The organism is Mesorhizobium sp. P2_A8 (genome assembly GCF_056404935.1).
Genome location: NZ_JBFUDB010000004.1, coordinates 39,634 through 53,726, shown reverse-complemented (window position 1 = coordinate 53,726; position 14,093 = coordinate 39,634). Strand labels below are relative to the sequence as shown.

General features: G+C 63.8%; 10 protein-coding genes. 5 read left to right on the top strand and 5 right to left on the bottom strand.

Annotated features, from left to right (window positions below):
* Positions 1 to 202 precede the first annotated feature (202 nt).
* The 4 genes from AC1D10_RS12795 to AC1D10_RS12780 form a co-directional block, all read right to left on the bottom strand.
* The gene (locus AC1D10_RS12795) at positions 203 to 2,518 is read right to left on the bottom strand and encodes a putative bifunctional diguanylate cyclase/phosphodiesterase (protein WP_477272185.1); all 2,316 of its coding nucleotides are present in this window, start codon (positions 2,516 to 2,518) and stop codon (positions 203 to 205) included.
* Positions 2,519 to 2,654: 136 nt separating this feature from the next.
* Positions 2,655 to 6,134 (bottom strand): indolepyruvate ferredoxin oxidoreductase family protein, encoded by a 3,480-nt coding sequence (locus AC1D10_RS12790; RefSeq protein ID WP_477272183.1) that lies wholly within the window; start codon positions 6,132 to 6,134, stop codon positions 2,655 to 2,657.
* 220 nt (positions 6,135 to 6,354) lie between these two features.
* Complete coding sequence (locus AC1D10_RS12785; RefSeq protein ID WP_477272181.1) at positions 6,355 to 6,891, bottom strand: hypothetical protein; 537 nt, start codon at positions 6,889 to 6,891, stop codon at positions 6,355 to 6,357.
* A 1-nt stretch (position 6,892) separates the two neighbouring features.
* On the bottom strand, positions 6,893 to 7,495 hold the full coding sequence (locus AC1D10_RS12780) for a CGNR zinc finger domain-containing protein (RefSeq protein ID WP_477272179.1): 603 nt from the start codon (positions 7,493 to 7,495) through the stop codon (positions 6,893 to 6,895).
* 143 nt (positions 7,496 to 7,638) lie between these two features.
* On the opposite strand from AC1D10_RS12780, the gene AC1D10_RS12775 reads away from it, so the two are divergent.
* The 5 genes from AC1D10_RS12775 to AC1D10_RS12755 all read left to right on the top strand — a co-directional run bounded on the left by AC1D10_RS12775 (position 7,639) and on the right by AC1D10_RS12755 (position 12,792).
* Positions 7,639 to 8,544 carry a branched-chain amino acid ABC transporter permease gene (locus AC1D10_RS12775; protein ID WP_477272177.1) on the top strand — a complete coding sequence of 302 codons (906 nt, stop codon included), beginning with the start codon at positions 7,639 to 7,641 and terminating at the stop codon, positions 8,542 to 8,544.
* A gap of 185 nt (positions 8,545 to 8,729) precedes the next feature.
* Positions 8,730 to 9,314: a TRAP transporter small permease subunit gene (locus AC1D10_RS12770; RefSeq protein WP_477272175.1), complete on the top strand. Its 585-nt coding sequence runs from the start codon at positions 8,730 to 8,732 to the stop codon at positions 9,312 to 9,314.
* Entirely contained in the window at positions 9,311 to 11,086 is a 1,776-nt protein-coding gene (locus tag AC1D10_RS12765) for a TRAP transporter large permease (protein WP_477272173.1), read from the top strand. The genes AC1D10_RS12770 and AC1D10_RS12765 overlap by 4 nt, the downstream gene beginning before the upstream one ends.
* A 19-nt stretch (positions 11,087 to 11,105) precedes the next feature.
* On the top strand, positions 11,106 to 12,134 hold the full coding sequence (locus tag AC1D10_RS12760) for a zinc-dependent alcohol dehydrogenase family protein (RefSeq protein ID WP_477273082.1): 1,029 nt from the start codon (positions 11,106 to 11,108) through the stop codon (positions 12,132 to 12,134).
* 283 nt (positions 12,135 to 12,417) lie between these two features.
* Positions 12,418 to 12,792: a VOC family protein gene (locus AC1D10_RS12755; protein ID WP_477272171.1), complete on the top strand. Its 375-nt coding sequence runs from the start codon at positions 12,418 to 12,420 to the stop codon at positions 12,790 to 12,792.
* A 56-nt stretch (positions 12,793 to 12,848) separates the two neighbouring features.
* On the opposite strand, the gene AC1D10_RS12750 is transcribed toward AC1D10_RS12755, so the two are convergent.
* A complete protein-coding gene (locus tag AC1D10_RS12750) occupies positions 12,849 to 13,958 on the bottom strand; it encodes a TRAP transporter substrate-binding protein (protein ID WP_477272169.1) in 1,110 nt (369 codons plus the stop codon).
* Positions 13,959 to 14,093: the final 135 nt, after the last annotated feature.

Genomic DNA, 14,093 nt, shown 5'->3' with positions numbered 1-14,093 from the left:
TTTCGAAGTCGCGCACCAGGAGGCTCCATGGCATGGCTCAGCCGAACGTTCGCTCGACGACCCAGCGCCGAGGGAGGAGTCCAAGCGAACTTCGAAACGACGACACTAGCTCACCGTTTCACGGAACACGGCGAACTGCTCTATCCCTTTGTTTTGACGCAATTTCGGACGGAAAACCGTTTCACACTTTCCTGGAATTGCTCTAACGGGCTGTCCGTTTGCCGGTTAGACGCAGGTCCGCGACGAATGGCCAGGTGACACTCGACATCGTCTCGATACCCGACGCACTAAGCGCGGCACCGAAGAGGAAGCCCTGCACGAGATCCGGTTTGACCTGCAAGGCCAGGATCTTGAGCTGCTCGAAGGTCTCGACACCTTCGACGGTCACGGAAAGTCCGAGCGGTCGAGACAGATTGACGATGCCCTTGAGCAGTTCGAGCGAACGGCTGTTCTGGGTGACGTCGATCAGGAACGAACGGTCGATCTTGATCTTGTCGAGCGGCAGCTTGTGCAGGTAGCTCAGGCTCGAATAGCCGGTGCCGAAATCGTCGAGCGCAATGCGCACGCCAAGCTGCTTCAGCTCCTCGATGTACTGGCGCGTCAGCGACTTGTCGTCGAGCAACGCCGTTTCGGTGACCTCGATCTCCAGCCGGCCGGCGGCGAGGCCGGAGCTGGTCAACGCATCACGAACCTTCTGGACGACGTCGCGGTTGCGGAAATCCTTGGCGGAGAGATTGACCGAGACGGTGGTCTGGTCTGGCCATTTGGCGCATTCGGTGCAGGCCGCCTGCAGCACGAAGGTGCTGATCTCGGAAATGATGCCCATTTCCTCGGCCAGCGGAATGAAGATGCTGGGCGAGATCGGCCCGAGATCTGGATGGTCCCACCGGCACAGCGCCTCGCAGCTGGCGATACGCATGGTGTTCATCGCAACGATCGGCTGATAGACTACCCTCAGGGCCTTGCTTTCCACGGCGGTGCGCAGATCCGCCTTCATCAGCTGACGATTGCGGAAGGCGGCATCCATCGAGGCCTCGAACAGCCGCCAGCTGTTCTTGCCGAGTTCCTTGGCCTTGTAGAGCGCGAGGTCCGCCTTGACGATCATGGCGTCGACATCGGTATCCTTGACCCGCGACAGTACTGCGCCGCCGCTGGCCTGGATGCGCAGCCCGTGACCGGCGACGTCGACCTCCCCCTGCAAGCCGGCGAAAATCTCGTCGAGCTGGCCGGTCAGATGGCTCTCATCCTCGACGCGGTCGAAGAAGATCATGAATTCGTCGCCGCCGAAACGGCTGACCGTGATGCCTTGCCCGGCAATGGCGGCAAGCCGCTCGGCGACGGCGTAGATCAAACCGTCGCCGATCGGATGCCCAAGCGTGTCGTTGACGCTCTTGAAATCATCAAGGTCGAGCACTGCCAGCCCGCAAAGACGGTCGAGGTCGCCGGACGCCATGGCCTCGCCGACGAGTTCGTGGAAATAGGCGCGGTTGGGCAGGCCGGTAAGGTTGTCGTAGCGTGCCATGAAGCGGATCTTGTCTTCCGCCTCGACACGGGCGGTGACGTCCTCGAAGGTGATGACGCCCAGTTCCTGGCTGCCTTCGCGAGCCGAGAATTCATAGTGCTGGCCGTTGGCGAGGGAAACCAGCACCTTGCGGTCGCGGCCCTCGCGCAGGGCGCGGGTCAGCTGGGCTTCGATGTAGCGGCAATCCTTCGGTGCCAGCATGCCGCCGGCGACGCCACGCATCAAAAGACCATGGATCGACCGCCCGAGCAGCGCATCCGGCGACTTGAGCGACATCAGATGCGCCGCTTCGGCATTGGCCACCGCCACGCGCCCGTCCGGGCCGAGCATGACAAGGCCGTGCGACATGGTGTTGAGGGCGCGATCGAACCTGCGCGCGAGCTTCCTCGCTTCCTTGTGGCCGATGACCGCCGAGAAAAGCACGTTGCGGACGTGGTCGGCGCTGTTGATCGTGATGAAAGTCAACGGGATGATCATCAGCCCCAGAAGGACCGAGGGGACATCCATGCGCAGCAGGAGTCCAAGTGCTGCCGGACCAATGAAGGTCACGGAAAAAATCCGCACCATGCGCGGAGATCCGTAGTTCCGGCCAACAACCGTAACCAAGGTTGCCAAGGTCAGCGACGTCGCGGCCAGTTCGGCAAAGGGATCGGGATACACATAGATCGATATGAAGCATAGCGTGCCCAGCCCGAGGCCCTGCAGGCTGCCCTTGAGGATGTAATTGCGCTCCCACTGCTGCGCTTCTTCAACATTGGCTATTACACCGCCAGCTTTCCTGAAGGCGCGAATGCCGAAGTAGCGGAAAAGGCTGATGGACAGCAGAACAAAAGAGAAAGCCAGGAACAACGGATTGTGCGTGCGCAAGTAGATCATGAATCCGAGGATCCAGTAGCACGCACCGCCGATCACCAGCATGTGGGCGTTGTCGAACAACGACCGCACAAACTGGATATAAACATCCGCGGGGATGTTTTCGGTCTTTGTTCTGCCCATATCGTCGGCCCAACGCTAGGCCTTGTCATGCCACACCCGCCTTAAGAAAGGCTTAGAACGGTGGTTTTGGCTCGGTTGCCGAGGGTGCGCAAATGCCGGACAGACTGGGAAATCTAGCTTCAGGTAAACAAGGCCATCATTCGGCGGCCTGAAGTCTCGGCCGTGCCGGCGTCCCCGACAGGCGTTCGAGCAGCCTTTGGCGTTCGCCCGCGGCCTTTTCGGCGCTGGCCTGGCGGACGTGGCCATAGCCGCGAATGAGGGCCGGCACCGAGGCAAGGGCTATTGCCGCATCGACCCCGGCCGGCGCCAGCGAGTTGGCGACCAGCTCCAGATCCGCTTCGTACTGCGCAAGAAGCTGCCGCTCCATGCGCCGCTCGGCGGTGTAGCCGAACAGGTCGAAGGCGGTGCCGCGCAGGCCTTTCATCGCCGCCAGCAGGCGAAAACCCTTCATCATCCAGGGACCGAAGCTCGATTTCCGCGGCGTGCCGTCATTGCCGCGGCGGCCCATGATCGGCGGCGCGAGATGGAATTCGAGTTTTTCGTAGCTCTGGAACTGCTTGCGCAGTTCGGCGGTAAACGAGCCGTCGGTATAGAGCCGCGCCACCTCGTACTCGTCCTTGATCGCCATCAGCTTGAACAGGTTCCTGGCGGCAGCTTCCGATACCGCGGTCGAACCGGGCACGGCCTTGGCCTCGGCGGCCCGCAAGACGGCCAGCTTTTCGGCGTAGCGCTTGCCATAGGCAGCGTTCTGATAGGCGGTCAGGAATGCGACGCGGCGGGCAATGATGTCGTCCAGCGTCTCGGCGACCGCGGCAGCCTGCGCGGTCTTACCCGGCTGGGCGACGAGGCCGCGCACGAAATCCGGCTGATGGGCGGCACGGCGGCCCCAGCGGAAGGCGGCGATGTTCATCGCCACGGCTTCGCCATTGAGCTCGATCGCCTTCTCGACGGCCTCGGCCGACAGCGGCAAGCCGCCGTGCTGGAAGGCAAAGCCGAGCATGAACATGTTGGCGCCGAGCGAATTGCCGAACAGCGCGGTGGCGGTGCGCGTGGCGTCGAAGAAATGCGCCCTGTCCTCGCCGGCAGCGGTGCGGATCGCCTTCTTCAGGCGCTCGACCGGCAACGAGAAATCGGCCGACCGGGCAAATTCGCCGGGCATGATCTCGGCGGTGTTGGCGAGGAAGATGGTGTGGCCCTCGCGGACCGCCGTCAGCACCTTCTTGGCGCCCGAGACGACGAGATCGCAGCCAAGCACGAGGTCGGCCTTGCCGGCCGAAACGCGGATGGCATGGATGTCGTCCGGGGTGCGGGCGATACGGACATGGGTGAACACCGAGCCGCCCTTCTGGGCGAGGCCGGCCATGTCGATCATGCCGCAGCCCTTGTCCTCGAGATGGGCCGCCATGCCGAGCACCGCACCGACGGTGACGACGCCGGTGCCGCCGACGCCGTTGATGATGGCCGCCCAGCCCTGCTCGCCAAGCGGGAATTCGGCGGGCACCGGCACGCCGTCGAGCGGGTCAGCCTTGCCGGCCATGCCTTCGGCCTTGCGGATCTTGGCGCCGTGCACGGTAACGAAGGACGGGCAGAAGCCGTTGACGCAGGAGAAATCCTTGTTGCAGCTCGACTGGTCGATCCTGCGCTTGCGGCCGAACTCGGTCTCGACTGGCTGGATCGAGACGCAGTTCGACTGCACGCCGCAATCGCCGCAGCCTTCGCAGACCAGTTCGTTGATGAAGACCCGCTTGTCGGGATCGGGAAAGGTGCCGCGCTTGCGGCGGCGGCGTTTTTCGGCGGCGCAGGTCTGGTCGTAGAGCAGCACCGATACGCCTTGGACGCCACGCAGCTCGCGCTGGACGAGATCGAGGTCGTCGCGGTGATGGATGGTGGCGCCGGCCGGGAATTCGGCCTTGCCGGCATATTTATCCGGCTCGTCGGTGACGATGGCGATGCGGCCGACACCTTCAGCTCGCACTTGCCTGGCGATCATGTCGACGGTCAGCCCGCCTTCGTGCGGCTGGCCGCCGGTCATGGCGACGGCGTCATTGTAGAGGATCTTGTAGGTGATGTTGGCGTCGGTCGACAGGGCGAAGCGGATCGCCAGCGTGCCGGAATGATTGTAGGTGCCGTCGCCGAGATTCTGGAAGATGTGATCGCGTTTCGAGAACGGCGCCTGGCCCACCCATTGCGCGCCCTCGCCGCCCATCGCGGTGAAGCCAAGGGTGTTGCGGTCCATCCACAGAGCCATGAAGTGGCAGCCGATGCCGGCCGCGGCAATCGAGCCGTCCGGCACCTTGGTCGAGGAATTGTGCGGGCAGCCGGAACAGAAGAACGGCGTGCGTGAGCCGATGTCGGTGGCGTCCGCCAGCATTGCCTGGAACTGTCGCAGCTTCGCCACCCGCGCAGAGATCTCTTCCGACGGGCCGATCGTCCGCACAATCCTCTCACCAAGCGCAATGGCGATTTCGTTGGGATCGAGCGCGCCCTTGGCCGGGAACAGCCAGTCGCCGCGCTCGTCCTTCTTGCCGACAATGACCGGCTGCGTGGCGGTGCCGTAGAGGCTTTCGCGCAATTGCACCTCGATCAGCGAGCGCTTCTCTTCGACGACGACGATGGTGTCGAGGCCGCGGGCGAAGTCGGCGATATGATGCAGGTCGAGCGGCCAGGGACAGCCGACCTTGAACAGCCTCACGCCGATGCGGTTGGCCACCGCCTCATCGATGCCGATGTCCTCCAGCGCCTGGCGGACATCGAGATAGCTCTTGCCCAGCGTGATGATGCCGAGCTTCGGGTTGCGGCCGCCCGAATAGACGATGCGGTTCAGCCCGTTGGCATGGATGAAGGCGGAGGCCGCGGCGCGCTTGTGTTCATGCAGCCGCTCCTCCTGGCCGAGCATGTCGATCTCGTGGCGGATGTTGAGGCCACCGGGCGGCATGTCGAACTCGGGCACGACGATGTTCAGCCGTTCGAGCGCGGCATCGACCGAGGCCGTCGATTCGATGTTGTCCTTGACGCATTTGATCGCCGCCCAGGTGCCGGCAAAGCGCGACATGGCAAAGCCGTAGAGGCCGTAATCGATGATCTCCTGGACGCCGGCCGGGTTGAGGATCGGCACCATCGTGTCGACGAACAGGAATTCGGTGGCGTGCGCATTGGTCGACGATTCGGCCATGTGGTCGTCACCCATCAGGGCGAGCACACCGCCATGCCTGGACGAGCCGGCGAGATTGGCATGGCGGAACACGTCTCCTGAACGATCCACGCCCGGACCTTTGCCGTACCAGACCGAAAAGACGCCATCATGGGTGCCCTCGCCCAGCAGTTCCGTCTGCTGCGATCCCCAGCAAGCGGTGGCGGCAAGCTCCTCGTTGAGGCCGGGCTGGAAGACGATGTCGGCCTGGGCAAGCTGCTTCTTCGCCTTCCACAACTGCATGTCGAGGCCGCCGAGCGGCGAGCCGCGATAGCCGGAGACGAATCCGGCTGTGTTGAGGCCGGCACGACGGTCGCGCTCGCGCTGCATCAGAAGCATGCGGATGACCGCCTGCGCGCCGGACAGGAAGATGCGCTCCTTTGCGAGGTCGAACTTGTCGTCGAGCGCGACGTCATGCAGCGTCATCAGGCATTTCCTGTGCGGAGGCCGCGCGGGGGCAGGCAGCCAACGTCGGAGTCGGATGACGCATCCTTTCTCCCCTTGCAAGACAGGTCAAACAAAATCGAAGGGGCCAGGCAACGCGCAACGAACAGTCCGCGGCGATCCCGAATCGTGTGCGAAACCGCTCCGCGGACGTCGCCCGGCGCACGAAAATTTCCGCGCGGCCGGACATGGCGGCGATGCGTCAGATGCCCTTCGAGCAATCCGGCTTGGGTTCGCCCGGCAACTTGCCGTCGGGATGGCCGACGAGATCGGGATTGGCCGTGTAGAGCTGATCGATGACCAGCGGCCGGTCGGGCAGCACCGACTGGTCCTCCGTCGACATCAAGGTGGTGTCGATCTTCTGCAGGATGGCGCCGTCGGCGCCCTTGATGCTGATGGCGATCGCATAGGGCTTGTTCTTGACGACGCAAGTCAGGGCCGGGCTCTCCAGCGTCACCTTGTCGAGCTTCGGCCAGACCTTCTGCTCGACCACCAAAGGCGCGCCGCCGGCGGGATCCTGGAAGCTGGCGACCGCCACCTGGCCGTCTCCCATCGGCTGCAGCGGCCGCAGCGTGACGACATAGGTCGCCCTGGCGAGACGGTAGTTGAAGACGAAAATCTTGCCGGAAATCTCGAACAGTTTGCCTTCGTTGTTGCCGGTATCGCGGCAGGCGCCGAGCGCGACGGCGGCAATCAGGGCGGCGCCGACAACGATCAAACGGGAAAATCCTCTAAGCATCCTAGACCTCATTGGCCGCCATGCGGCGGCGGCGATAGTGACGACTTGCCTTCTGACGGTTGCCGCACACCGCCATGTCGCACCAAAGACGGCTGGAATTGCGGCTTCTGTCGACGAACAGCCAGGTGCAGTTGGGACAGATCCTGAGCCTCGCGACGGTGTCGTCGCGCAGCAGCGACAGGGCGGAAACCGCCAGCGCCGCCTCGAAGGCGATCGGCGTCAGGGGATCACCGAACGGCCTACCCGGCGCACCGATCTCGGTCCGGCTGCCAGCCAGCCCCGCCGCGCAGGCCGTCAGGAACCCGGGCAGATCGGCGGTGGCAACCGTGCCTTTCGACACAGCGCCGCGAAACAGCCGGTCCGTCGCCTCGCGGATCGACAGCACGACGGGTGCGATTGCCACCGGCGAGGATACCACCAGTTGCCTGTCGCCCAGCTCGGCGGCGCGAAAGCCGCTCGCCGCATCGGCGAAGCGGGCGATCTCGATCGGATCATCGAAGCGATCGAAGGTTCGCTCCGGATCGCCGCGCAGCACCACGGTGTTCGTCGTGTCGAGCGCAAGCAGGCCGCCAGTGAAGCGGTGTGGGGTCCAGGATACCGTCATGCCGAAAATCTAACCGATAAATCGCATTTGACAAGTTAGATTCAGCGATGCAAACCTTCGCAGGGATGCGGTCCCCCGCAGCCTTTTTGAACATGTCGTCGTCACGTCAGTTGCTTCTGGACGACATGATCCGAGGGTTTTGCATGCTCTACTTCTTCCAGCAGGTGCTGAACGGGCTGCATTCGGGCGCGCTCTATGCGCTGCTTGCCTTCGGCTATGTGCTGACCAACGGCATCCTGCACCGCACCAATCTTGCCTATGGCGCGCTGTTCGCCTTTTGCGGCCAGACGATGATCCTCACCGCGGCCTTCGGCTATCAGGTACTGTGGCTGACGCTGCTGGCGGCGGTGGCACTCGGCATCGTCTCGGCTTTCCTCTACGCCGCGCTGGTCAGCCATGTCCTGTCACGCAGCGTCTTCGAACCACTGGCCGACCGCTCGCCCAATGCGATCGTAGTGACGACGCTCGGCATCCTGCTGCTGTTGTCGGAGGCAAGCCGCATCGCCTCCGACACACATGATCTGTGGCTGCCGCCGATGCTGGCGCAGCCGATCATTTTCGCGCAGGACGCGACCTTCAGGGCAACGCTGACGCTCATCCAGCTCATCGATTGCGCGGTGGTGCTGGCGGCAATCGCGCTGGCCGCCTGGGCATTTGCCCGCTCGAGCTTCGGCCGGCGCTGGCGCGCCGTCTCCGACGACCCCAAGGCAGCCGCGATGTGCGGCGTCGACGTGCGCGGCGTGTTCCGGCAGGCCGTGCTGTTCGGCGGCTTCTGCGCCGCGCTCGCCGGCGTCATGGCCGGCCTCTATTACGGCAATGTCAGCTTCGGCTCCGGCCTTGTCTACGGGTTGAAGATCCTGTTCGTGACCGCGGTCGGCGGTTATCTCTCGCCGCCGCGCGCGGCGCTGGGTGCGGCCGCCTTCGGCATGGCTGAATCGCTGTGGGCCGGTTATTTCCCGGTCGAATGGCGCGACGCCTGGATGTATCTGTTCCTGGTCGCCACGCTGGTGCTGATCGGTGCCGGCCGCGACACCGGCAAAATCGCCTGAATCCCTCAGACTTTGGTTGCATGACGCCGGGGCAGACCGGCGGTATCCGGCCCTGCCCTCCCACGCGATGACGTTTGCTGCTTCTATCCTTGTTGACCCGTCCGGCCACGCGCGGCATACCGTTGGGCCACGCGGCGTGACGGAACGAGGGGGAGCCGGCACGCCTCCGTACAAGGGAGGACTGCATGCAAGGGCTGCTCGCTCTGTCGCGGGGTATCGATCGCCTCAATGAATTCATCGGCAAATGGGTGTCGTGGCTGATCCTGCTGGCGATCCTGGTCAGTGCCGCCAACGCCATCATCCGCAAGGTGTTCGACATATCCTCGAACGCGTGGCTGGAGCTGCAGTGGTATCTGTTCGGCGCCGCCTTCATGCTGGCCGCCGCCTATACGCTGAAGCAGAACGAGCATATCCGCATCGACATCGTCTACGGCCTGTTTTCGCGCCGCGTGCAGCATTGGATCGACCTGCTCGGCCATATCCTCTTCCTGATGCCGTTCGTGACGCTGATGGTCATCTATTTCGTTCCCTATGTGTCGCTGTCATTTCGCAGCGGCGAGATGTCCAACAACTCCGGTGGACTGATCATCTGGCCGGCCAAGGCCATCCTGCTCGTCGGCTTTTTCCTGCTCGCGCTGCAGGGCATTTCCGAGATCATCAAGAAGATCGCCATCATGCGTGGCCACATGGACGACCCAAATCCCTTCATCTCCGCGCATGAGCAGGCCGAACTGGAAGCCAAGGCGCTGGCCGACGAGGTGCGCTCGTGATGGAATTCATCGCCCAGAACATGGCGCCGATCATGTTCGCCTCGCTGATCATCTTCCTGCTGATCGGCTACCCCGTCGCCTTTTCGCTGGCCGCCAACGGCTTGATGTTCTTCTTCATCGGCGTGCTCCTCTCGCCCTACTCCGGAGGATCGATCAACCTCGCCTGGCCGCTTCTGCACGCACTGCCGGATAATTTCTATGGCAGCCGGGTGATGTCGAACGACACGCTGCTCGCCATTCCGTTCTTCACCTTCATGGGTATCGTGCTCGAGCGATCAGGCATGGCCGAAGACCTGCTCGACACGATCGGCCAGCTGTTCGGACCGATCCGCGGCGGCCTCGCCTATGCGGTGATCTTCGTCGGCGCACTGCTGGCGGCGACCACCGGCGTGGTGGCGGCTTCCGTCATCGCCATGGGGTTGATCTCGCTGCCGATCATGCTGCGCTATGGCTACGATCGCCGGCTGGCATCCGGCGTCATCGCCGCGTCAGGTACGCTCGCCCAGATCATCCCGCCGTCGCTGGTGCTGATCGTTCTGGCCGACCAGCTCGGCCGCTCGGTCGGCGACATGTATGCGGGCGCGCTGATTCCCGGCCTTGTCCTGACCGGTCTCTACGCGCTCTACATCCTGATCGTTTCGATCTTCCGGCCGAAACTGGTGCCGGCGCTGCCGCTGGAAGCGCGCACGCTAGGCCATGGCGTCACGTCGCTGCTGGTGGCGCTGGCGGTAACGGCGGCCATCTCCTATGCGGCGTATCGCTATCTCGCGCCGGCGCATGGCGACAATGCCGACATTCTCGGGGCCACTGCCGGCGTGCTCTTCATCTACATCGTGGCAATTGCCGACAAACGCCTGAACTTCAACATGATGTCCAGGCTGGCGCAGCAGGTGATCATCGTGCTGATCCCGCCACTGGCACTGATCTTCCTGGTGCTGGGCACCATCTTCCTCGGCATCGCCACCCCGACGGAGGGCGGCGCCATGGGCTCTGTCGGTGCATTGATCATGGCGGCGGCGAAAGGTCGCCTGTCGCTGGACGTGGTCAAGCAGGCACTGACCTCGACGACGCGGCTGTCGTCCTTCGTGCTGTTCATCCTGATCGGCGCGCGGGTGTTCTCGCTGACCTTCTACGGCGTCAACGGCCACATCTGGGTCGAACACCTGCTGACCTCGCTGCCGGGCGGCGAAGTCGGCTTCCTGATCGGCGTCAACATCCTCGTCTTCTTCCTTGCCTTCTTCCTCGACTTCTTCGAACTCGCCTTCATCATCGTGCCGCTGCTGGCGCCGGCCGCCGACAAGCTCGGCATCGACCTGATCTGGTTCGGCGTGCTCCTGGGCGTGAACATGCAGACCAGCTTCATGCATCCGCCTTTCGGCTTCGCGCTGTTCTACCTGCGCTCGGTCGCCGCCCGCGTGCCCTACCTCGACCGCCTCACCGGCAAACAGATCGCGCCAGTGACCACCGGACAGATCTATTGGGGCGCGGTGCCCTTCGTCTGCATCCAGGTGATCATGATCGGGCTGACCATCGCCTTCCCGCAGATGGTGATGCACTACAAGGGTACGGTGGTCGATCCCGGCACGATCGACTACAAGGTGCCGGAGATTCCCGGCCTTTCGCCGCTTGGTACACCGCCGGCCAATGGCGGCACGGCCCCGGCCGCTCCTGCCGCGCCCGATCTGTCGCAACCGCCGAGTTTCGGCGACACGCCGCCGGCCAAACCGGCGGCACCGCAGCCGGACCTGTCGCAACCGCCAAGCTTCAACTGAAACCAGCATGGCCAGGATCATGAAAGCGGTGCGGCTGGAAGCGGTGGGCAGCATCGCCCTGCGCGAGGTCGACAAACCCGACATCGGGCCGGATGAGCTTCTGGTCCGCGTTGAAGCCTGCGGCGTCTGCGGCACGGACCGGCATCTGTTCCACGGCGAATTTCCGTGTACGCCGCCGGTGACGCCCGGCCATGAATTCTCCGGCACCATCGAGGCAATCGGAAAATCCGTATCGGGCTTTGCCGTTGGCGACCGTGTCACCGGCGACCCCAACATCGCCTGCGGGCGTTGCGCGCACTGTCATGCCGGGCGGGTCAATCTCTGCAGCAACCTGCGCGCCATCGGCATTCATCGCGATGGTGGCTTTGCCGAATACCTTGCCTTGCCGCAGAAGCAGGCTTTCCTCCTGCCTGCCAGCCTGAAACCGACGCATGGTGCCTTCTGCGAACCGCTCGGCTGTTGCCTGCATGGCGTCGACCTGGCCGAAATCAGACCAGGCAGCTCGGTGGTCGTGCTTGGCGGCGGCGTGATCGGACTGCTCACCGTGCAGCTGGCGCGTCTGGCCGGAGCCACGACCATCATACTGTCGACCAGGCAAGCCTCACGGCGCGCGCTCGCCGAGGATCTCGGGGCCACGGCATCGGTCGATCCGACCGCCGTCGATGTCATCAATGCCGTGGCCGGACCGGCGGGCATGGCGCCAGGCGGTGTCGACGTCGTCTTCGAATGCGCGGGCGTGCGAGAGACCGTCGAGCAGTCAATGCGGCTGGCCCGCGCCGGCGGCACGGTCGTCATCGTCGGCGTGACGCCGCAAGGCATGAAAGCGGAATTCGAGCCCTTCGACCTGCTGTTCCGGGAATTGAAAGTGCTCGGCTCGTTCCTCAATCCCTTCACGCATCGCCGCGCCGCCGAGCTCATTGCATCGGGCGCAATCGAGATCGACCGGCTGATCTCCAGGCAGGTGGCGCTCGAAGACGCGGCAGCGGTGATCGCCAATCCGCCGGCGCCTGGCGAGGTCAAGGTGCTGGTGGTGCCGCACCCAGGCTGAGCGGCCCGGCCATCGCTTGGCCTTGCGCGCTTGCCGGCAATCCATCGATCGGCTATTGGGTGCGCGCCGAAAAAGACATGGCCGGTTCGGTAGTCCGGTCTCTTCCGCTTTTGAACGGAGGCCTGTTCGCCGCATGATTTGCGGGAGAACCCGCGGCCGGCAAGCGAGGCGAAAGTCCGTGGGCCGGTTGGGTCGTGTCCGGATTTCCTGATGCCACGGCCCCGCCGGCTCACGGTCTGCAGCCATGCCTGTCCGCCTTTCAACCCGCGACAGGACAAAGACCATGAAACTGAACCATGCCAATCTCGTTACCACCGAAGTCGCAGCTCTTGCCGGCTTCTTCACCAGCCATTTCGGCTTCGAGCTTCTCGCCATGCGCGGCAAGGACGCCTTCGCGCTCCTACGGGGAGCCGACGGCTTTGCCCTCAACCTCATGACACCGGGCAAGGGAGAGACGGCCGCCTATCCCGATGGTTTTTACGTCGGCTTCTTCGTCGGCAAACCAGACATTGTGCACGCCAAGCAGGCCGAGCTTGCCGATGCGGGCCTCGCGCCGGGCGAGGTCCAGGAGCTGACGCGCGGCGGCGTCAATTCGACCACCTTCTACTGCCTTGCCCCCGGCGGAATCCTAGTCGAGATCAGTTCCTCGCCAGCCTGAAAAGAAAGACCCCGGGCGAGCGGGCCCGGGGTCTCTCCAAGGAGGCAATGGATGGTCTACAGCTTGCCATTGCGCTGCTGGACCATCATGAAGGTGTCGAAATTGTATTCGGCCACCTGCGCCCAGAGATAGTGCTCCTTGCGGAAGCCCTTGATCGATTCCCAGATCTTCTTGAACGGCGCGTTGGTGGCCTCCATTTCGGCATAGACCTCGTTTGCCTTTTCGAAGCAGGCGGCCATGATGTCCTGGCTGAACGGGCGCAGCTTCGCACCACCGGCCACCAGCCGCTTCACCGCTGCCGGGTTCAGAGAATCGTACTTCTGCAGCATGTCGGCATCGGCAGCCTGGGCAGCGGTGCGCAGGAGGGACTTGTAAGCCGGCGAAAGCTCGTCGTATTTCGCCTTGTTGAACATCAGATGGACGGTCGGACCGCCTTCCCACCAGCCGGGGTAGTAGTAATAGGGCGCGACCTTGTAGAAGCCGAGCTTCTCATCGTCATACGGGCCGACCCATTCGGCCGCGTCGATGGTGCCCTTTTCCAGCGCCGGATAGATATCACCGCCGGCGATCTGCTGCGGCACGACGCCGAGCTTCTGCACCACCTTGCCGGCAAAGCCGCCGATGCGCATCTTGAGGCCGGACAGGTCGGCGACGGTGTTGATCTCCTTGCGGAACCAGCCACCCATCTGCACGCCGGTGTTGCCGCCTGGCAGGCCGAAAAGACCCTGCGTGGCGAGAAACTCGTTGAACAGGTCGATGCCGCCGCCATGGTAGTGCCAGGCATTCATACCGCGCGCGTTGAGCGAAAAGGGAACCGCCGCACCGAGCGCCCATGTCGGGTCCTTGCCCCAGTAATAATATGCCACCGTGTGGCAGGCCTCGACGGTGCCGGCCGTGGTGGCGTCGGCGGCCTGAAGGCCTGGCACGAGTTCGCCGGCGGCGAAGACCTGGATCTGAAAGTTGCCATCGGTGGCTTCCGACAGCATCTTGGAGAACACTTCGGCGCCGCCATAGATGGTGTCGAGCGACTTGGGGAAGGACGAGGCCAGTCGCCACGTCACCTTGGGATTGGACTGGGCTATTGCCGGCGCCGCGAGCGTGGCCGCCGCCGCTGCAGCACCGACGCCGGTAACACCAGCCTTGCGAATGAATGAACGACGATCCATGCAGTTCCTCCCTTTTGGACCAACAGACCGACGTTCGGGAAATCCTCGCTCCCGCATCGGTCCGCGCGAAACAATACACAGGCAAGAAGTCGAGTCCAGCGCGGCGGCCCGATTTGACGGCGAAGCCCAGCTGCC

Coding starts and splice junctions, on each gene's coding strand:
- AC1D10_RS12760 (WP_477273082.1), top strand. CDS start 11,106: ATGAAAGCGGTGCGGCTGGAAGCGGTGGGCAGCATCGCCCTGCGCGAG.
- AC1D10_RS12795 (WP_477272185.1), bottom strand. CDS start 2,518: ATGGGCAGAACAAAGACCGAAAACATCCCCGCGGATGTTTATATCCAG.
- AC1D10_RS12775 (WP_477272177.1), top strand. CDS start 7,639: ATGCTCTACTTCTTCCAGCAGGTGCTGAACGGGCTGCATTCGGGCGCG.
- AC1D10_RS12755 (WP_477272171.1), top strand. CDS start 12,418: ATGAAACTGAACCATGCCAATCTCGTTACCACCGAAGTCGCAGCTCTT.
- AC1D10_RS12785 (WP_477272181.1), bottom strand. CDS start 6,891: ATGCTTAGAGGATTTTCCCGTTTGATCGTTGTCGGCGCCGCCCTGATT.
- AC1D10_RS12770 (WP_477272175.1), top strand. CDS start 8,730: ATGCAAGGGCTGCTCGCTCTGTCGCGGGGTATCGATCGCCTCAATGAA.
- AC1D10_RS12790 (WP_477272183.1), bottom strand. CDS start 6,134: ATGACGCTGCATGACGTCGCGCTCGACGACAAGTTCGACCTCGCAAAG.
- AC1D10_RS12750 (WP_477272169.1), bottom strand. CDS start 13,958: ATGGATCGTCGTTCATTCATTCGCAAGGCTGGTGTTACCGGCGTCGGT.
- AC1D10_RS12780 (WP_477272179.1), bottom strand. CDS start 7,495: ATGACGGTATCCTGGACCCCACACCGCTTCACTGGCGGCCTGCTTGCG.